Here is a 19,740-nt window from a genome sequence, read left to right on the forward strand (position 1 = left end):
TCAGGCTCCTTCCGGGCGCGCGGTCAGGCGCTGGTCGAGGAGGGCGGCGAAGGCGCGCAGGTCCGTGCTGCGCAGCAGCTCGGGCGCGCGCAGGCGCACTCCCGTCTCGCGTTCGACGGTCGCCAGCAGCCGTGCGGCGACCACGGAGGTGCCGCCGGCGTCGGTGAAGTGGTCGCCGAGGCCGGTGTCGGGCCGGCCGAGGAGGTCGCGCACGGTCGTCAGCACGAGCCGTTCGGCGGCGGTGACGGCAGCGACCGCGTCCGTGCCGGTGCCGGCAGCGGCCTCGACGGGATCGCCCGAAGCGGCGGCCAGGGGCGATTGCGGCGCCTGGGCCTGAGCCGCCAGGGCGGGGCGGTCCACCTTGCCGTTGGCGTCGAGCGGGAAGCCCTCGACGATCCGGACGGCGGCGGGAACGGCCTGCTCGGGGAGCCAGGACCGGACCGCGTCGAGGAGGTCCCCGGGCGCCGGGTCGGCGCCGTCGGTGGGCCGTACGTGGGCGACGAGGCGGCCGTGGCCGGAGCTGTCGCGCAGGACGGTGACGACAGCGGCGCGTACCCGGGGATCCTGCTCGAAGGCGGCCTCCACCTCGGCCGGTTCGATCCGGACTCCGCTGATCTTCACCTGGTCGTCGAGGCGGCCGAGGAAGTCCAGGCTGCCGTCGGTGTTCATCCGTACCCGGTCGCCGGTGCGGTAGAGCCGCTCGACGGCGGGCAGCTCCGCGTCCGGCGCGGGCGCGGTGAACCGGCGTGCGGTGAGCTCGGGGTCGAGGTACCCCAGTGCCAGGCAGTGGCCTCCGACGCGCAGTTCGCCCTCCTGCCCGCGGGCGACGGGGCGGCCCTCTTCGTCCGTGACGACGAGGGTGACGCCCGGGAGCGCGGTGCCGATGGGCGGCGGGGTCGGGTCCCCGGCCTCCGGGTCGGTGCCGCGCATGGTGTGGGTGGTGGTGACGACGGTGGCTTCCGCGGGGCCGTAGGCGTTGTGGACGGTAGCGGTGACATCGGCGCCGGGGCGGCGGCGCATGCGGTCGCCGCCGACGACGAGATGGCGCAGCTTCAGGTCCTGCGGCCACGGGCGGTCCAGGAGCGGCTCGACGGTGGGGGTGGCCGCCACGGCGTGCGTGAGGGCGGTGTCGCGCCACCAGTCGGTGAGGACGCGGCTGTCCCAGCGGGTGTCGTCGGGTGCCGGGACGAGGGCGGCGCCGGAGGTGAGGGCCGCCCACAGTTCCAGCAGGTGCGGGTCGAACGCGACGCCGATGAGCAGGGACTGGCGGTCGCCGGGGGCGAGGCCGGTCTCGGAGCGGTACCAGTCGAGGGCGACGGAGAGCGAGGACTCGGCCACGGCGACCGCCTTGGGGCGGCCGGTGGAACCGGAGGTGAGGACGGCGTACAGGGCGCCTTCGGGGGCGCGCCGGGTGCCGTGGACGGAGTCCGCGACGGCCGCCACGGCGACGGCGGGGGCGTTGACTCCTTCGGTGGGCAGCGGAAGCGGGAGGTGCTGCCCGCCGCGGTGCTCCTCGGGCAGGAGATCCGGGTCGCCGATGAGGCAGGCGACGTCGAGGTCCTCGGTGACGGCCTGGATGCGGCGTTCGCCGGGCCGGGGGCCGAGGGGCAGGTAGACGGCGCCGAGCCGGGCGAGCGCGACGGCGGTCACGACCAGGGCGGTGGACCGGTCGAGGCAGACGCCGACGAGGTCGCCGGGCCGGACCCGGTCGGCCAGATCGGCGGCGACCAGTGCGGCCGCCGCGTCGAGGTCCTGGTAGGTCCAGATCCGCGGGCCGTCGATCACGGCCGGGGCCTGCGGGGTGTTCCGGGCCCAGCCCTCGAAGCGGGCGAGGACCCGGGTCGGTTCGGCGCCGGGGCCGTGGGCGACGCTCGGCGCGGAGCCGGCGGGGGCGGAGTCGGGGCCGGTGGCGAGGGCGGTGTCGAGGGGCAGGGCGGGGGCGGCGGGCGTGGCCGGGGACTGGATCATCACGACTCCGTGGAGGGGGTGGTGGTGGCGAGGGCATCGGCCTGGTCGGCGAGCACGGGGTTGCGGAAGAGGATCCGCAGTGGCGGGCGGGTGCCCAGCCGGGGCTCGAGCCAGGCGGCCAGCTCGGCGGCCAGCAGGGAGTGGCCCCCGCTGTGGAAGAAGTGGGAGCGGGCGTCGAAACGGCTGTGGCCGAGGACCGTGCGCCAGCCTTCGGTGAGCAGCTCCGTCATGGGGTCGTCGGACCCGGTGGTGGCCGCGGGCTCGGGGTCGGCGTCGGTCCGGGCACCGGGGGCACCTTCGGTGCCGTTGCCGGGCCCGGCGGCTGTGTCGGCGTCGAGCGCCGCCGCACGCCGGGACAGGGCCGTACGGTCGGGCTTGCCGCCGGCGAGGGTCGGCATGACGTCCAGCCGTGCCCAGCGGGCGGGCACGAGGGGACCGGGCAGGCGGCCGCTCAGCTCGGCGTGCAGCGCCTTCTCGTCGAAGTCCGCGTCGTCGGCCCCGGCTTCGAGGAAGCCGACGAGCCGGGGCCCGCCGGAGCTCTCCCGGTCCAGTACGACGGCGCAGGAGCGGCCCCCCAGTACCGCGGACGCGGCCGCCTCGATCTCCTCCAGCTCGATGCGGTGGCCGCGCAGCTTGATCTGGTTGTCGCGGCGCCCGAGGAAGTAGAGCAGGCCGTCGAGGCCGCGGTATCCGAGGTCACCGGTGAGGTAGACGCGCTGTCCGCCGGCTGCGTCGAGGGTGACGAACCGGGCGGCCGTCGCCTCCGTGTTGCCCGCGTAGCCCTCGGCGAGACCGGGGCCGGCGACGGCGAGTTCGCCGACCGCGCCGGACGGCAGCGGGCGGTGGTGGGCGTCGAGGACGTGGATCCGCTCGCCCGGGAGCTCGGTGCCCAGGGGGATCTCGGCGCCCTCGGCGAGGGCGTCGCGGGACACCTCGTGGACGGTCGAGCTGATGGCCGCCTCCGTGACGCCGTACACGTTGAGCACGGTGGCGTCGGTGTCGGCGAGGACGCCGCGCAGTGCCTCGACGGGGAGGCGCTCTCCGCCGAGGACCACGAGCCGGGGCGCCCAGCTCTCGTCCCGCAGTACGGGGCGCAGGTCCTCGCGGGTGGCGAGGAAGTAGCTGGTGGGCAGGTTGGCGACGGTGACCCGGGCGGACACCAGCGCTTCGGCGAGCTCCGCGCCCGTGGGCACCTCGTACTCGGGCAGGACCAGGCACGCACCGGCGTACAGGGCCGGCAGCACCTCTTCGAGCGCGACGTCGAAGGACGGCTGGGCGAACATCAGCACCCGGTCCGAGGTGGTGAGGCCGAAGCGGTCGGCGGTCGCCGTCAGGTGGTGCACCAGCGCCGCGTGGCCGACGGCGACCGGCTTGGGCGTGCCGGTGGAGCCGGAGGTGTGGATGACGTACGCGGTACCGGGGAGTTCGGTGGTGCCGTGGGCCGGGGGCAGGACCGGGGCGTCGATCCGGGCGGTCGGCAGTCCTTCCGGCAGGGCCGGGGTGCCGTCACCGGTGAGGACCAGCGCCGGGGCGAGCCGCTCCAGCAGCAGGCCGAGCCGGGCCGGCGGATCGGACGGCGAGAGCGGGCAGTAGACGGCGCCGGTCCGCAGGCAGGCGAGCAGGGCGACGAGGGAGTCGGTGCCCCGGGGCAGTACGACGGCCACCGGACGGCCGGGCGTGACGCCGGCGGTGCGCAGCCGCTCGGCGAGGGAGCCGACGCGCTCGTCCAGTTCGCCGTAGGTGAGCCGGCGGGCGCCGCACAGCAGCGCCGGCTGCGACGGGTGCCGCCCGGCGACGGGGTCCAGCGGATCGCGGTCGGCGGGGACGGGCACGGGCTCGGCGGCCGGCTCCACGGCGGTGGGGTCCAGGTCGGCCAGCGGGGTCTCGGGGCTGTCGAGGTAGGCGCGGAGCAGGTCCAGGAAGCGACCGGACAGCAGGCGGGCGACGTCCTCGCCGAACAGGTCCGTGTCGTAGTCCCAGACCAGGGTCATACCGGGCGAGCCGTGGCGCGTGGTGACGCCGCGCCGGTCGTCCGGGAGCAGGACCACGTCGAGGTCGAAGCGGGTGGTGCCGGTGTTGAAGCCCTCGAAGAGGGTGATGTCGAGGCCGGGTACGTCGATCTCGGGCAGCGGCGCGTCGTGGGCGCTGAACATGACGGAGAAGAGGGGGTTGTCGGCGCCGGAGGTGTGCATGCCCAGTGCCCGGGTCAGCTCCTGGACCGGTACGTCCTGGTGCGGGAGCGCCCGGATGAGGGTGTCGGTGACCTCGTCCATGGTGTCCTGGGCGGGTGCCGCGCCGTCCAGGACGAGCGGCAGCGGGATGGTGTTGACGAACATGCCCACGGCGTCCTCGTAGCCGAGGGGGCGGTTGCCGACGGCGGTGCCGATGACCATCCGGGAGCGGCCGCTGTGCCGGCGCAGGAGCTCGGCGAACAGTCCCAGGAGCGTGGAGAAGGGGGTGAGACCGCGTGAACGGGCGTGCCCGCGCAGGCGTTCGGCGAGATCGGCGCCGATCGTCTGGCGCAGCTGTCCGCCGTGGTGCTTGCGGCGGGCTCCGGGGCGGGTCAGGCCGGGCAGCGGCAGGTCGTGCTGCTGATCGCGCAGTTCGGCCCGCCAGAAGTCGAGGGATTCGGGGGCGTACGCGGCCTCGGCGCGCTCCTGGACGTGGTCCGCGTACGAGGAGGCGGGCGGGAGCTGGAGGGTCTCGCCGAGGACGTGGGCGCGGTAGACGCGGAAGACGTCGTCGAGCAGGATCGCGAAGGAGTGCCCGTCGTGGATGAGGTGGTGCTCGACGTGGATGAGCCGGTGGTGGCGCTCGGCCAGGCGCACGAGCGTCCAGCGGATCAGCGGTGCCTCGAACGTGTCGAGCGGTGTCTCGGCCTCGGTGCGCAGGAGGCGCGCGAAGGCCGCCTCGGGGTCCGCCTCCGAGCTGAGGTCGGTCGTGCGCAGCCTCGGCGCGCACGCTCGGGCGACCCGCTGCGCCGGTACGGAACCGGCGGAGGCGACGAGTTCGAGCCGCAGGCCGGGGTGGCGGGCGAGGGTGGCTTCGAGACCCAGGCGCAGCGCGTCGGTGTCGAGCGTGCCCCACAGGTCCAGTGAGGCGGTGAAGTTGTAGGCGCGACTGCCGGGCTGCATCTGCTCGTGCAGCCAGACGATCTCCTGCGAGGAGGAGAGGGGAAGCATGGGCGATCCCTGAGGTTGTGGGTCGGTTTCCGGTGCCGGGTCACGGTCGTGTCCGGCGGTCGTGCGGACGGCGTCGCGGGTCGCGCGGTGCCGCTTTCTGCGTGGGGGGGGATGCCATGGGGGGAAGTCGTGGGGTACGCGGTGGCGCGGGAGGCCGGGTGGCCGGGAGGGCGTGGGCTCCGGTGCGCGGCGGTCACGGGTCCGTGACGCGCCGGGGCGCCGCGGCGGGATCGGGTGCCTGCAGGGCACGCGGGCGTGCGGTCGGCGGTCTCCCGGGATGTGTGCGTGGTGCGGGCCGTACCGCCGGTGGCCGGGTCGCCGCGGCGCGGCGTGCGCGGGTCGGCAATGACTCGGGGCGGCGGCGCGGCACGGTCACTGCACGGTGCGCTCCGAGGGGCGCAGCGCGTGGGTGAGCGCGTCGAACGCGCGGTGCGCGCGCTCGTCGTCGAGCACCGCCCGGTCCCACACCATCCGCAGTCGGATCTCCGCCCCCTGGGTGACGGAGACGGCGAAGGGGCCGCGGACGGGTCTGCCGTCGACATGGACCTCCCGGCCCTCGACACCGGCCAGTACGAGGGGCGGACGACGGCTGTCGTCGTCCACGGTGAGCAGTCCGTCGAGCCCTCCGGTCCAGGCGGAGCCGGCGGCCCGAGCCGCGGCCACGACGGCGTCGAACGGTACGTCGGCCCGGTCGAGGTCGTCCCACCAGGCGTCGGCCAGCGCCTCCTGGTCGGTGCCGCTGCCGGGTCCGTCCGCCTGCCCGGTGTCGGCCGGGAAGACGAGCGTGTTGAGGAAGCAGCCGACGACCGGCTCCGCGCCCGGCGGACGGCCGCCCCACGGGTAGCCCAGCGGGACGGTGCGGCCGGGGCCGTACAGTTCGCGGGCCGCGGAGCGGCAGGCGTCGAGCAGTGCGGGGAAGGACACGCCGCTGTCGTGCGCGGGCAGCCGGGCCTGCGCGGCGCCGCTGGGCCGCGCGCCCTCGGGGACACGGGCCGGACCGGGCGCCGGGGCGTGGGCCCGCAGCGCGCGCAGCCGGCCGGCCCAGTAGGCGGCCGCCTCGGGCGTCTCCGCCTTTTCCTCGGCGGCGAGTTGGCTCAGGACCACGTCGCGGTAGGCCGTGAGTTCGGCGTCCGTCTCCCCCGGTGCGACGGGGGCACCGATCGCCTCCTCGCTGTAGGCGGCGCCGAGTTCGTCGACGATCCGCGCCAGGGAACGGCCGTCGCAGACGGCGTGGTCCAGGGCGACGGCGAGGATCTCCTCCTCGTGTTCCTCGTCGCGTACGAGGAAGAGCCTCAAGGGGGAACCCTGGCCGTCCCAGGAGTCCAGCGCGCGGCGCAGCGCGTCGGCGGCCGACTCCCCCGGCAGGAGGGCCGGGCGCGCCAGGTCGACGTCCGGGTCGGCGACGCGCAGGACGGGGGTCCCGCGGACGACGCCGGGCCGTGAGCGCAGGGCCGTGTGCCGTGCGGCGAGCCTGGACGCCGCTGCCCGCAGGCGTTCGGGGTCGACGGTTCCGTACGGGAACGCGAAGAACATCGGCACCAGGTCGGGGCGGCCGGAGGGGTCCAGCGAACGCACCAGCAGGAAGCGGCGCTGCGCTCCGGTGACCGGCAGTACGGTGTCGGACCGGTCGCCGGTGAGGCGCCGGTAGCGGGCGAGGTACTGACTCGTGATGCTGGGCACGTGGTCCTCTTCGTCGTCGCCGCAGTCGCGCGGGCGGGTGGCGCGGCCCCTGCGGACGGGGCGGTGAGTGGTCGGTGGCGGCGGGCGGGGGCCTGGCGGCGGCCGGGGTGGGGCGGTCAGCGGGTGGGAGCGGGGGTGGGCCGTTCGTCACCGTCGACGGCGGCGGTGGCGGTGGCGGTGGCGGTGGCCGTGAAGCGCGGTGCCCCGGGTTCGGCGCCGGCGTCCGCGTCCTCGTGCGGTCCGGGCAGGTCCCGCATGCGGCGCAGCGGGGAGAGCAGCAGCGGCAGGGGTACGGCGAGGATGCCGACGGCGCACCAGGCGAGGGCCGTGCGCGATCCGTAGGACTGGGCGAGGGCTCCGCCGAGGAGGGCGCCCAGCGGCAGGGTGCCCCACATGAGGAAGCGCAGGGTGGCGTTCATCCGGCCGAGCAGCCGCGGCGGGCACATGCCCTGGCGGAAGCTGACCTGGGCGACGTTGTACACGACCGCACCGAAGGAGACGACCGCCGATCCGGCGGCGAACAGGACGGCTCCGAGCAGCCCGTGCCCGGACAGGGGCCACAGCAGCGCGAACGGGCCGGTCACGAGGACGGACAGGAGCATGACCCGGGCCTGCCCCAGGCCGGCCGCGAGGCGTCCGGCGCACACGGCGCCCAGGAGACCTCCCACGGCCGACGCGGACAGCACCAGCCCGAGCCCGCCGGCCTGCAGTCCGACGACACGGACGAGGTGCACGGTCTGGGTCGCCATGAGGACGGCCGTGCAGAAGTTGGCGAGGCCGGTCGTCAGGGCGATGACGCGGAGCAGCGGATGGCCGAAGACGAAGCGGACGCCCTCGCCGATCTCCTTGCGCAGGGAGGCTCCCGCAGCCGCGGGCTCGGGTGCTTCCTCGGTCCGCCGGACGCGCTGGAGGAAGAGGGCGGAGAGCAGGTAGCCGACGGCGTCGACGATGACCGCGAACTGCGCCCCGACGAGTTGGACGAGTCCGCCGCCGATACCGGGACCGGTCACGTGGGCGGTGGAACGGACCGTCTCCAGGGCGCCGTTGCCGGCCACGAGCTGGTCACGGGGCAGGATCTGCGGGAGGTAGCTCTGGTGCGCGACGTCGAAGAACACGGTGGCCACGCCGGTCACGAGCGCGACCACGTAGAGCTGGGCCATGGTCAGGGCGCCGACGAGGGCGGCAGCGGGGATGCTGGCCATCGCCACGGCGCGTAGCAGGTCCGCGCGGATCATCAGGGGACGCTTGCGCATCCGGTCGGTGAGCGCTCCGGCGGGCAGGCCCACGAGCAGGAAGGCGGCGGTCTCCGCGGCGGTCAGGAGGCCCACCTGAAAGGCGGGAGCGTCGAGTTCGAGGACGGCCACCAGCGGCAACGCCACCAGGGTCACTTGTGCACCGAGCTGTCCGGTGGCGGCTCCCGCGATTAGCAGTCGGAAGTCGCGCAGGCGCAGAGGGCCACCGGGGGTGGCTCGGGATGTGTCGGACATGTGAACGACATTCACGGACCCATCGCTCAACAGTCAAAGTAAACCTGTCACTTTCGGACTTGTTTTGCTGCGCTACGGTCACAGATCGGAAAATCTTTCGCGCCATCCGGGGTACGGCCGCCTTAATTCCTGTCGGTTGCGTATGCGGCGCGAGGCGGACGGGGCAAGGGGGACCGGGGGCGCAAGGAGCCGTCGAGCGGCGCCACTTACCCTGAGTAACGGATTCCATCCTGACCGAAAAGACCCACCCCCGACCGCGCCCCCGCGGAGCCATCCATTCCGTCCGCTATGCGGACGGCCGGCACCGCTCAGCCACACCACGCCCCGCGTCGGGAACCCCGGACGGGGCCACGTATCACCTCAGGCCGTCCCGCCCCGCCCGATCGGCGCCGGCCGTGGTCCGGCGCGCACGGAGGTCGCCCGACCCACAGGGTGGACCGCCGTCGTACCGGTGATGCCCAGGAGAAGTCGGAGGCGCCGCTGCCCGTGCGTCTCATACCCTCGGCCCGAACCGACCCGTCGAAATCACCAAGGACTCTGTGAATCACTCCGATCTCCTCGCCAAGGCCCCCTCGCTCGCAGCCGGCATGGCCGCCGCCACTCACAGCCCGGACGTCCAGCTGTCCCAGACTCGCCACCGCGCCTCGCTCGTGGCGGGCTGGCGCATCGCACCCGGCTCCACCGTCCTCGAACTGGGCTGCGGCCAGGGCGACATGACCGCCGTCCTCGCAGAGGCGGTCGGTCCCGAAGGGCGCGTGGTGGCCGTTGACGTGGCCTCACCCTCCTACGGGGCGCCGGTCACGCTCGGAGAATCGGCAGCCCGGCTCACGGCGGGCCCTCTCGGGCCACGCATCGACTTCCGCTTCGGCACCGACGTCCTCGACCCGTCGGTCGACTTCCCCGAAGGCACCTTCGACCATGTGGTGCTGGCACATTGCTCCTGGTACTTCGCGTCGCTGGGACAACTGCGAGACACGCTGGCCCGGGTGCGGCCGTGGGCGCGGCGACTGTGCTTCACCGAATGGGACCTGACGCCTACCTCCGACGACCAGTTGGCGCACCTGCTCGCCGTGCTGGTCCAAGGACAGGTCGAGGCCGCGGGATCGCACGGCGAGGGCAACGTCCGCACACCCTTCTCCCGTGAGAGCCTGCTGCGGCTCCTGCCCGAGGCCGGCTGGACGGCCGACGGCAGCGATCCGGTCGACACCGAAGAACTGCAGGACGGCGACTGGGAAATCGCAGCTTGCCTCGAACTGGTGGGAAGCGATGAGCATCTGGCCGCGCTGCCCGAACCGGTGCGACAGCTCGTCCTGAGTCAGGCCGACGTCCTCCGGGCCGTTGCCGAGCCGCGCGGCAACCGCGCGCTCGCCGCGTATTCAGTCACCGCGCGCTGACATGGCCCCCGGCCGGACCCCAGCACACCGCCCTCGGCTGCCGCCCACGCCCATCCGGCTCCCCTTGCCCTGAGCCGTGGGCGGGCCGCCGTAGCCGCCGTCGAGCCCGCCCCCGGTCATCGGCGTCGAAGCCCGAAGCTATGAGCGGCGTGAGCGATGCGTTCCCTGGCGCGAGCCGCCCGGCGGCGCTAGCCCACGGCGGTGGGGTCCTCGTCGACGACGGCCAGGGTGAACGCGTGGCCGGCCGGGTCGGCGTAACGCCGCAGGGTGGTCCGGCTGCCCGGCAGGCTTCCGTCGTCCTCCGCCGCCACCGGGCGCGCTCCGAGGGCTACGGCCTCTCGCTCGGCCTCGTCGAGGCTCCGCTGCTCCACGAGAATGCGCACGTGGGCTTGTTGGGAGCCCTCCGGGAGAGGCCAGCTCGGCGGTACGTGGTCGGGGTCCCGGCGCACTCCGAGGACTACTCCGGTGCCGCCGGTGATGAGGAGGAGCTCCGCGTCGCCCGGTGCCGGTCCTGCCGAGGCACCAAGCAGTTCGGCGTAGAACTGCGCCAGCGACTCCGGCTCGGCGCTGTCCAGGACGAGAACGGCTGTCTTGGGTACGGTCATGCACCCCGTGTGCCCGCTGCCGGTGCCCATACACGGGGCGTGCGTGGCCGGAGGGCCGCGCTCGATCCCTCAGGAGCGGACGCGGAGTGCGACCTCTCACTTCTGGTCGCCCGATACGGCGCCCATGTCCTCGACCATGAAGTTGCCGTCGAGCGCCGCCCACACCCGCTGCACCGCACGAGGGCCTCCATGGAGGGTGACATCGACCGCGCCCTTCGCCCGTACGGGTACCGCCTGACGCTCGGCCGGTTCAGCCACCGGAACGTTCTTTTCGTATCCGTCCATCAGGGCGTCCTCTCTCGTGCGTGCGGCATCGGTGCGGGTTCGCCAAGCGTGGCGGGTCGGCCGTCGTGCAGCCGTCGGAGGGCGGGTCCGGCCGCGGCCGCGAGATTCCACGTCCCGGTGTCGTGATTCTGGTCGAGTCGGCGTGCGGGCAGGCCAGCCGCACCGTCAGCGCGGGGCGGGGCGGGGCGGGGCGGGGCGGGCGGGTACCTGGTCCAGGTGGCGCGGGGAGACGTGGGGTCGGCCGTGGTGGGTGGTGTCCAGCGAGCGCGCCCACCGGTCGTTCGCATACAGCGGTGTGGCCCTTCACCCTATGGATGAGTTGCGCCACGAGAGTGAATACGTCCGAGTGTTGAGCAGGCGCCACGGTTTCACTCTGGTGTGATTTCAAGCTGAATCTCGGGCTGAGCGCTTCGGCCCCGACGTGCTGCGCGAGAGGCAATACCGGTGGGCTCACAAACCTGGTGGGAGGACCTTCCCAAGGTCGAGTGGCCCGACGTTCCGTCAAGCGTCACCACGCGCGCAACGTGGTACCACCAGAACATGCGCAGCGCCCGCTGGAGGGCGAAGTTGCTGGATCTGGCGATCCTGGTTCTAGCCGCGGGAGTGCCCTTCGCCGTCGCGGTCAAGGCTGACAACTGGGTTGTTGCGCTTCTGGGGTCCCTCACCTCCCTGCTTACAGGGATGCGCCATGTCTTCGACCCCCAGGGAGACTGGATCAGCTTCGCCCGGGTGTACGTGCAGATCGAATCCGAAGTCATCCGCTACAAGCAAGCTTTGGATGAGTACAGCGACCCGGCCTCCGCCCCACGCGTTCTTGCTGCGCGCATCGAAAAGATCGCGGTGGAGGAAACCGGCGAATGGACCCAGCGTCTTCCCCGCCCTGCCACCCCAGGAACCGGCCCATAGCGACAACGCCTTCCGGAATCCGTCCGGCAGGCTCGGCCCACGGGTCACCGGCCACTCCCGTGCGCATGGCCGGCACGTCTCGCCCGGTACCGCGGCGTCGGCCGGAGCGGGGTCAGCCGGCGGCTGCCGCGGACCATCCGGGTGTCTCGTCGTCCGGGAAGGCGCTACCGCCGTCGGCCGGTACGGAGCCGGGAGGCCAGGACGCGAGCAGCCGGTCGTCGGCAGCGGCGACGCGGTGGGCGGGCGGCTGCGGTGACGGGCGACGGCCGGGTCACGGACGCCGCCGCTCTCGGCCGAGGCCGGATCGGGAGCGGCTCCTCGCCCTCACCGCCGTCCGCCACGCCCCGGCCCTGGTCGAACGGCGCACCGCCTTCGGACGAATCGCCGGGCCACCCCACCGCACCGGCCGGACAACCACCGACCCGCCGACCCGCCGACCGACGAGGACGAACTCCTTGGCCGCGGCAACGCCGGACTGACCTGCGGGGGCAGCCGCGCAGGTCAGTCCGGTCAGAGGGTGTCGAGTGACTCGCGCGCGGTGAAGTGGTACAGCCCGACCCTCGGCTTGGCGACGGTACCCGTGGTGGCGAGTGGCAGGCTGACGCCGTCGGCGTTCGGCATGTGGCTCGGGTCGGCCAGGATGTTGATCTCGTCGGCCACGGGACCGCCGCCTCCCGAGGGGTTGAGGTCCACCGCCGCGTAGGTGGTCGCCCCGGGCCGCACCGGGTGCGCCGGCGCCCCGCCCAGACCCTCGGGCGGCGTGGCCTGGATGCCGAGGGCGGAGCCCTTGGCGCTGAAGCCGATGGCGGGGTGGAAGTCGAGGCCGCACGTGGTGGAACCGTTGTTGGTCACCGTGACGACCCGGACGGTCGCCGGGAAACCCTGCGGCGAGGTGACCTTGACGGTGAGGTTCCTGGCGGAACAGGGGTGGGTGTAGGCGTAGGCGTCCTCGGTGGTCGGGTCGGTGCCGCCCGTCGCCTTCCCCTTGCCGTCGGGGTCCGTCGGCGTCGGGCCGGCGGCGCCCGCCGGATCGCCGGTGCCACTCGGGCCGGCCGCCGTCGGAGTCGCCGACACCGTCGCCGTGCCGGAAGCGGCCGGGGTGCCGGAAGCCGACGGCATGCCCGTGCCCGCCGTCGGCGACGCCTTGAGCTTCCCGTCCGTGCCGCCGCTGCCGCCGCTCCCGCAGCCGGTCAGTGCCAGGGCGAACCCGACGGCGGTGGCAAGGGCCGCAGCACGGCTCCGGTGGATGCGCATGGTGGAACTCTCCGTCTCGTACCTTCGGACGAAAGTCGCCCGAACGGCAACAATATGATCTACGCGGTCCGGTGAGCCGGGAACGACACCTACACCCCGCGCCCCGGACGACCGACGGCCCACCGAACCGACCGCAGGACCCATTCCCGGACCGACCGCGGCAGGGGGCCCGCGTCCCCGGCCGCCTCGGCGCAGGTCGTGGCCCTGCTGGTCCGCTGGGATAGGGCCGCCCTACAGCGAGGTGACCGCCCCGGGATCCCACCGCTCCCCCTCCATCGCCCGGACCCCGGAGACGGAACAGGCCTGCGGGCGTGGTGCGTCGCGTGTGCGGACGACGGTCTCGGGAGCGACGGTCGGACTGCAGGTCGGGCCGGGACGTACAACCCTGGCGGTAGCCGGGAATCAACTTCCGGCGGGCCGACAGGGGCGGTGGGCGGCCGTTACGTTGTCGCCGCCCGAACATCCGTGACGGAGGAGCGCCGCATGACCCGTTCGGCCCACCACCCCCGCAGGCGCGTGGCATGGGGGACCTCCCTGATCCTGATCGCGATCACCGCACTTCTCGGAGGGGGCGCGCCCGGCGCCTCCGGAACGGCAAGCGCCGCGGAGGTCGGGACCACGTCCGTCCCGGTCCTGTCCTGGGGGCCGTGCGACGGGGCGAAGGACGGCTTCGAATGCGCGACGGCCCGAGTGCCCTTGGACCACCGCCGGCCCTCCGGGCCCACCCTCGCGCTCGCGGTCACCCGCCGACCGGCGGCCGACCCCGCGCACCGGACCGGCGTCCTGGTGCTGCACCCGGGCGGGCCCGGGAACTCCGGGGTCGACTTCGCCCGCAACAGCTACGAGGCGCTGCCCGCCTCCCTGCGCGACGCGTTCGACGTCGTCGGGTACGACATGCGCGGCGTGGCGCGCAGCGGGCAGGTGGAGTGCTGGGACGACCAGGAGTACGCGGCCGCGGTCGACGGAGCGCGCGGCGCGCCGGGGCCGGGGTCAGGGGCCCTGAGGGAGGCGGTGCGCCAGGCCGCCGACTTCGCCGCCGCCTGCCAGGAACGCTCCGGGGACCTTGTTCCGTTCGTCGGTACCGGGTCGAACGCCAAGGACCTCGACCTGCTGAGACAGGCGTTGGGCGAGGAGACGCTCACCTTCTACGGCCGTTCCTTCGGCAGCTACGTCGGTACGGTCTACGCCGCGCAGTTCCCGCGGCGGGTGCGTGCCATGGTCCTGGACGGGGCCTACGATCCGCACCGCTACGCGGACGTGCCGTACGCGTACGACGCCGCGCAGTTCACCGTCCTGGACGCGGCCGTCGGCCGGTTCCTGGACTGGTGCGGGCGCGAGGTGGCGGCCTGCGGGTTCGGTGAGGGCCGGCCACGGCAGGCGTTCGAGGCGTTGAAACGCGACCTGGACGCGAACCCGGTGATCACCGCGAGCGGACGTCCGGCCACCGGCTACACCCTGGCCTACCGGCTGATGTTCAACATCAACGCGGGCAAGGAGATCTGGCCGTACCTGGGACAGGCCCTGCGCTCGGCCCAGGCACGGCAGGCCTCGTTCCTTCTGTCACCGCCCTCCCCCGCGTCGTTCGACTTCCTCACCGTCAACACCGCCGTGGAATGCGCCGACCGCCGCTACCCCGACAACCGTCTGCTGCTGGGCGCGCTCTTGACCGTCGAGACGGCATCCGCACCCCTGCTCGGGCCGCCCATCGGGTGGGGGCCACCGACCTATGACCACAACCACGCACCCGCCTGCACACAATGGCCGGCGCAACGCCCCAGCCGCTTCGAGGGCTCCTACCGGGCTACCGGTTCGGCCCCGATCCTGGTCCTCGGCACGACCGGAGACCCCGACACCCCCTACCAGGACGCCGTGACCCTCGCCGGAACACTCGACAGCGGACGCCTGCTGACCTTCGACGCCGAAGGACACACCGCCTACAACCGCAGCACCTGCGTCAGCACCCTCGTCGACGCCTACCTCAGCACGCTCGCCCTGCCCCCACGAGGCACTGTCTGCACGGACGAGACACCCCCACAACCCCTCGGCCACCGCACCCCGATCATCGGGACCGACGAAACACAGGACGCGATCCCCGCTCCACACTGACAGCCACGAACGGGCGGAGGGAGCGGCCGCCGGACGACCGGGCTCCGGGCGTCACCACAGGCCCGGGGCCGGTCCTGACGCCCCGGGAGGACAGGCTGCCCGTCGCACCATCCGTCCGAGGGGCGTAGCGGGCCTGGTCCCTGCCTCTGCTCCTCACCGCGCGGCTCGCGGCCTCGGGATGCGTCACCGTCCGCCCGGTTCCTGCCTCAGCGATTGCGGTCAAGTACGACCACGTCATCGCCCATGCCGATGACGAGCCCTTGGCCGACGGCGGTCATGCACTGGGCCCGCGTCGGCAGCGCGACCGTCTCCCGGGGCCGGGCCGGCGCGAGATCCCAGACGTGGACCGTACCGCTGCCGTCCAAGGTGATGGCGTCCGTACGGTCGTCCCACGTGGTGCAGGCCACCGCGAGAACTCCTGACGGGTGTCCCGCGAGGGTGGACCGTAGGGTGCCGTCCGTCAGATCCCAGACTTGTACCGTGGCGTCGTTCCCGCCCACGGTCAGCGCGTGGGGGCGACCCTCCAGGACGGTGCCGGCGAGTGCCCGTATCCAGTGGTGCCCCGTGTGAACGGTGGCGGTGACACGTCGGCCCTTCTCCGTGAGCCGCCACAGTCGCAGTGCGGCGTCATCGCTGCCCGTGAGGAGGTGGGGGCGGCCGTCGACCGTGACGGGCTCCATGGCCCGCACCGCCGACCGGGTGCGGTCACTCTGGAGCGGACGCTCCGCGTCCTCGTCCGGATCCCACACGCGGATGGTCCGGTCCTCGTCCGAGGTGACCACGCAGGGACGACCGTTGACATCCGCCCACGCCACGGTCTCCACTCGGCGGTCGGGTCCGGGAAAGTCCCGAAGCCCGGTCCCTGCGGCGAGGTCCCAGACCCGGGCGACGCCGCAGCAGCCTCCGACGGCAGCGTAGGGGCTGTCGTGGACCGTTGTGCACGCCAGCGCCTGCACACGGTGCCCGTGGGGCAGGGTGCCTCGTTCCGTCCCATCGGCCAGGTCCCAGACCCGTATGGTGGTGTCGCCTCCGGTGACGACGTGCGGACGGCCGTCGATCTCCACGGCGTCCACGGCCTGCACGGTCCCGGTGTGTCCCTTGCGTCCCGCGGGCAACTCGGCGTCACCCAGGTCCCATACGCGCGGGGGCGCGGAATGGCCACCGCTCACCGCGTACGGGCGCCCTTCGATCTCCGTGGTGGCCAGCGCGTCCACATAGCCGTGGTGCCCGGTCAGGACGGCGCGCTCCGTGTGCTCGGTCAGATCCCACACGTGCACCGTGCAGTCACCACCGGCCGTCAACACGTGGGGGCGTCCTTCGAGGTCGAAGCAACTCACGGCGGCTATCCAGGAGGGGTGCCCGTCCAGCACAGCGCGCTGCGAGCCGTCGGTCAGGCACCAGACCCGTGCCGCGTGCTCCCCGCCGCTCCCGGTGACGGCGTGGGGGATGCCGTCGATCACCGTGCAAGCCACCGAGTGGACGGCCGACGTGTGACCGGTGAGCACGGCCCGCTCGACGCCGTCCTCCAGGTCCCACAGCCTCACCGTGTTGTCATAGCCCCCGGTCACGGCCACGGGTCGACCTGCGACCTCGCTGAACGCCACCGCTCGTACTTCCTCGGTGTGACCGGGCATCCGCGCACGTTCCGACCCGTCGACCAGGTCCCACAGCCGGACCAGGCAGTCCTCTCCCGCCGTGACGGCGTGCGGTCGGCCGTCGATCACCGTGCAGCCCACCGCGCGTATCCAGCCCTTGTGGCCTCCGAGGGCGAACCGCTCGGCCCCGGTGTCCAGGTCCCACACTCGTAGGCTGCCGGAGCAGGTTCCTGTGACGACATGGGGGCGCCCGTCGATCTCGACGCAGTCCAGTGCGTAGACCCCGTCGTCCTCGGTGATGACAAGGCGTTCGGTTCCGTCGACCAGGTCCCACACACGGACGTTCGCGTCGTAGCAGCCGGTCACCGCATGGGGACGCCCGTCGATGACGGTGCACGCGACGGCGTCCACGCCCAGCCCTGTCTTGGTGAAGCGCAGCGCCGGATGAACCATCGTGCCGGTCGCCCAACGCGGCCGCCACGGGCGGCCGCGAGACAGCTCCCGGGCGAGGGCGGTCTCGCCGTGGCGCGCGGCGTCGACGGCGAGGATGTCCCGCCTTTCGGGCAGGCTCGCGGTGGCATGGACGTGGACAGATGCCCGGTAGATACTCCGCCGCACCGAGCCCCGGGACGAGCCCGGGATGTTGAGCGCGCGGAGCAGTCCCCGCGGGTCCGCGTGCACCAGGTAGGCAGCGTCCTCGAGTATCTCGTCCAGGGCACCGGCCGCGGCGGCGTGGGCGGCGAGATGGTCGACGATGTACGGTGCGGCAGCCGGCCAGTCGCGGTGCCCACTGTCCCCGTCGAGGGGCACCTCGGCCAGCAACGCGCTCGTGATCGCCCGTTGCGTCTGCCGCTCGCCCGACCGAGCACCCCGGGCACGCAGCCGGTAGGCCACGCCCTCCGGTGTCTGTGTCTCGACCAGGAGTTCGCCCGCCCGGTCCCGGAACACGCTCACGTCCTGAGCCGTCCACGGGTGACCCGACAGGGCACGTGCCAGGACCACCCACAGGGCGAATGGCAGGCCCTCGCCTTCGGCGAACGCCAACGGCCGCAACAGCGCGGCTTCATCGTCGGAATCCGGCGCCGTCCCGACGGCCCTGGTGCCGTTCGCCATCCCCGCACACTCCTCGCAGCCCGTTCATGGCCCGGTCCCTCCCCACTGCGGGTGGACGGGTCACCAACCTGGTCACGGATGCTACAGACAGCCGCTCGGTGGCGGAGGCCTCCAGCGCCGCGGCGCAACCCCGGCGGGCGGGGTGGGGCGACGGTGCACGAGATGCCGAAGCCGAGAAGGCGGCCGCGAAGAAGAGGCGGCCAAGCCGTTCGGAGCCGTCTGCGGCGGTGTTCCGGTGGACGAACGGCTCAGAGCACGCCGTGGGTCTCCTTGAAATGCCCGCATCTCACCCACTGGTCGCCGCCCACACCGCCGTGGTCGGGGAACTCCGTCCGGCAGGGGTCGTCGCCACCCGAGCCCTTGTAGCGTCGGCAGCGGCACCGGTGCGGGGTCGGCGGAGGTGGCAGCTCTCCGGAACACTTGAATTCGAGCGAGTTCCACTCAGCGCGGCTCAGCTCCAACCCCGACTCGCGGATCATCTCCATGGCCTTGTCCTGCGCTTCGATGAGCAGCGCGGCTGCCTCAGCCAGAATCTGCGACTGCGCGTCGGTCCTGTCGTTCCTCTTCGACACGGACATCTGCGTCCTCCTGATCGGTCAGATCTGGGCGTGCTCGGATTCCGTGTGATCGCAGGTCCTGGTGGGCGATCCCGTGCCGAAATCCGGGCCGGTGAAGTCGGTCCAGGAGTTGAGGCAGGGTTCTTCGCCGCCCGAGCCGCCATAGTCGCCGCAGCCGCAGAAGTGCGGGGTCGGCGGAGGGTCCAGTGCGGCGCGCACGGGCGGCTCCTCCGGTTCATCCATCAGGGGCCAAGAGAACGAACAGCGAGCGCGCTGTATCGCGCCCGGTACGAGCTGCGGGGTATCTGTCACCGGCCGCTGATGATTCCGGCAGGCTGCGGGCCTGGCCCGCAACCGGTCGGTCACGGTCTCCGTCCGTCCAGTGGCCGAGGACACCGGCCTCCAGGGCAGCGCCGCAGCCGCCGCGAAGACGACCTCCAAGAAGACGGCCTCGAAGAGGAACCCCACAGAGCCGCCGAGGAGCCGGATGAGGTTGGAAGGGAGCTCCGTGAGTTCCGCGGGGAGGGGAGGGCCCCGTGCCGCATCCGTCAACTGCCGCGTCTGGCCGGATCGGACCCGGCCGATCATGCGCTCCCCCAGGGGAGTCAATTGCCAGACGCATATGCGCGTCGTGGCCGGTTCCGTCTCCGAGGGCCCTACCGTGGCGTGCGCAACGCAGGCTTGACTCGGGCGCCCACGTCTTGCCGTCCATGTACCGACCACGAAAGGGGTGAGCGTGAACGCTCGCTTCGGCATGAAGCAGAGAGTCGTGCTTGGGTTAACGGCGCTGATCGCGATCGCCGCCGGGACTGCCCCGGCCTCCGCCCTGACCGGCGCAGATCTGGGAAGCTCGCACCACTGGGGCGTCATCACCCGCAACACCATCGGCTCCCCCGTCGCCGCGCTGAGGGACGGCCCGTACGGATCGTTCGGTGTGACGGGGACCGCCGCGAGGCCGCCCTACGGCCGAGGCAGCCTCGGAATCGAGGTCGCGGACCGCTCCACCTCTCTCACTCCGTCCAGTGAGAAGGTCAGCTTCGGCAACGAGGTCGACTTCTACGGCAAGCCGATCCTCGGCACCCAGGGTCTGAACCAGGTCGGTTTCCACGTATTCCAGACCGGCGAGAACATCTCCTACGGCGGCCCGACGAACATGCCGAACATCACGTTCGAGATCAATCCGAACCTCACCGCGACAACCACCACCTACTCGTCGCTGGTCTGGCTGCCACCGGCCTCCCCCGTGACGAACGCCTGGAGCGGCTACCTGGACGCCACCACGACCGGTACCTGGTTCCTCACGGGCAACGCGGGCACCGCGACGGGCTGCAACCTGGCGACCCCGTGCCCCTTCCCCCAGCTGAAGACCGCGCTCAACGACGGCGGCGCACAACCGACCATCTACACCGCCGCGGTGGGCAAGGGCCGCGACAACATGTGGATCGGCGCCGTCGACGGCCTACGGATCAACAGGACCATCTACGACTTCGAGGCTTCCGGAGTCAAGACACGTCGCACCGGCTGAACGCCTGACCGGCAGGGCATCGTCGTCCGCAGCCGTGAGGCCGCGGACGACGATGCCGGCACAGTGCGGCCCGGCCCGGTCCG

14 protein-coding genes are annotated in these 19,740 nt (G+C 72.9%); 4 read left to right on the forward strand and 10 right to left on the reverse strand.

Annotated elements, in window-relative coordinates; translation table 11 throughout:
* The 4 genes from ACWG52_RS00345 to ACWG52_RS00360 all read right to left on the reverse strand — a co-directional run bounded on the left by ACWG52_RS00345 (position 1) and on the right by ACWG52_RS00360 (position 8,317).
* The gene (locus tag ACWG52_RS00345) at positions 1–1,968 is read right to left on the reverse strand and encodes a non-ribosomal peptide synthetase (protein WP_390139150.1); all 1,968 of its coding nucleotides are present in this window, start codon (positions 1,966–1,968) and stop codon (positions 1–3) included.
* Positions 1,968–5,150, reverse strand: a complete 3,183-nt coding sequence (locus tag ACWG52_RS00350) for a non-ribosomal peptide synthetase (protein WP_389803112.1) — start codon at positions 5,148–5,150, stop codon at positions 1,968–1,970. Before ACWG52_RS00350 ends, ACWG52_RS00345 begins: the two co-directional genes overlap by 1 nt.
* Positions 5,151–5,522: 372 nt before the next feature.
* On the reverse strand, positions 5,523–6,830 hold the full coding sequence (locus tag ACWG52_RS00355; RefSeq protein WP_390166072.1) for a condensation domain-containing protein: 1,308 nt from the start codon (positions 6,828–6,830) through the stop codon (positions 5,523–5,525).
* Positions 6,831–6,946: 116 nt separating this feature from the next.
* Positions 6,947–8,317: an MFS transporter gene (locus ACWG52_RS00360; protein WP_453127410.1), complete on the reverse strand. Its 1,371-nt coding sequence runs from the start codon at positions 8,315–8,317 to the stop codon at positions 6,947–6,949.
* 539 nt (positions 8,318–8,856) lie between these two features.
* Here ACWG52_RS00360 and ACWG52_RS00365 point away from each other — a divergent pair.
* The gene (locus ACWG52_RS00365; RefSeq protein ID WP_389803103.1) at positions 8,857–9,711 is read left to right on the forward strand and encodes a class I SAM-dependent methyltransferase; all 855 of its coding nucleotides are present in this window, start codon (positions 8,857–8,859) and stop codon (positions 9,709–9,711) included.
* A 188-nt stretch (positions 9,712–9,899) separates the two neighbouring features.
* Here ACWG52_RS00365 and ACWG52_RS00370 read toward each other — a convergent pair whose 3' ends face one another.
* A complete protein-coding gene (locus ACWG52_RS00370; RefSeq protein ID WP_389803100.1) occupies positions 9,900–10,316 on the reverse strand; it encodes a VOC family protein in 417 nt (138 codons plus the stop codon).
* A 96-nt stretch (positions 10,317–10,412) separates the two neighbouring features.
* Positions 10,413–10,601 (reverse strand): hypothetical protein, encoded by a 189-nt coding sequence (locus ACWG52_RS00375; RefSeq protein ID WP_389803097.1) that lies wholly within the window; start codon positions 10,599–10,601, stop codon positions 10,413–10,415.
* A gap of 444 nt (positions 10,602–11,045) precedes the next feature.
* On the opposite strand from ACWG52_RS00375, the gene ACWG52_RS00380 reads away from it, so the two are divergent.
* Positions 11,046–11,507, forward strand: coding sequence for a DUF4231 domain-containing protein (locus ACWG52_RS00380; protein ID WP_389803094.1), 462 nt, complete (start codon positions 11,046–11,048; stop codon positions 11,505–11,507).
* Between the two features lie 510 nt (positions 11,508–12,017).
* Here the strand turns inward: ACWG52_RS00380 and ACWG52_RS00385 are convergent.
* Entirely contained in the window at positions 12,018–12,761 is a 744-nt protein-coding gene (locus tag ACWG52_RS00385) for a DUF4232 domain-containing protein (RefSeq protein WP_453127414.1), read from the reverse strand.
* Positions 12,762–13,244: 483 nt separating this feature from the next.
* Between ACWG52_RS00385 and ACWG52_RS00390 the strand changes: the two genes are divergently transcribed.
* Positions 13,245–14,867 (forward strand): alpha/beta hydrolase, encoded by a 1,623-nt coding sequence (locus ACWG52_RS00390; protein WP_390166064.1) that lies wholly within the window; start codon positions 13,245–13,247, stop codon positions 14,865–14,867.
* A 206-nt stretch (positions 14,868–15,073) separates the two neighbouring features.
* Here ACWG52_RS00390 and ACWG52_RS00395 read toward each other — a convergent pair whose 3' ends face one another.
* The 3 genes from ACWG52_RS00395 to ACWG52_RS00405 all read right to left on the reverse strand — a co-directional run bounded on the left by ACWG52_RS00395 (position 15,074) and on the right by ACWG52_RS00405 (position 18,351).
* Complete coding sequence (locus ACWG52_RS00395) at positions 15,074–17,575, reverse strand: WD40 repeat domain-containing protein (protein ID WP_389803087.1); 2,502 nt, start codon at positions 17,573–17,575, stop codon at positions 15,074–15,076.
* Positions 17,576–17,823: 248 nt separating this feature from the next.
* Positions 17,824–18,153, reverse strand: a complete 330-nt coding sequence (locus tag ACWG52_RS00400; protein ID WP_389803084.1) for a hypothetical protein — start codon at positions 18,151–18,153, stop codon at positions 17,824–17,826.
* Positions 18,154–18,171: 18 nt separating this feature from the next.
* Positions 18,172–18,351, reverse strand: coding sequence for a hypothetical protein (locus ACWG52_RS00405; RefSeq protein ID WP_389803081.1), 180 nt, complete (start codon positions 18,349–18,351; stop codon positions 18,172–18,174).
* A gap of 535 nt (positions 18,352–18,886) precedes the next feature.
* Between ACWG52_RS00405 and ACWG52_RS00410 the strand changes: the two genes are divergently transcribed.
* On the forward strand, positions 18,887–19,657 hold the full coding sequence (locus ACWG52_RS00410; RefSeq protein ID WP_453127417.1) for a hypothetical protein: 771 nt from the start codon (positions 18,887–18,889) through the stop codon (positions 19,655–19,657).
* Positions 19,658–19,740: the final 83 nt, after the last annotated feature.

It is taken from the genome of Streptomyces sp. CLCI03 (genome assembly GCF_053615355.1).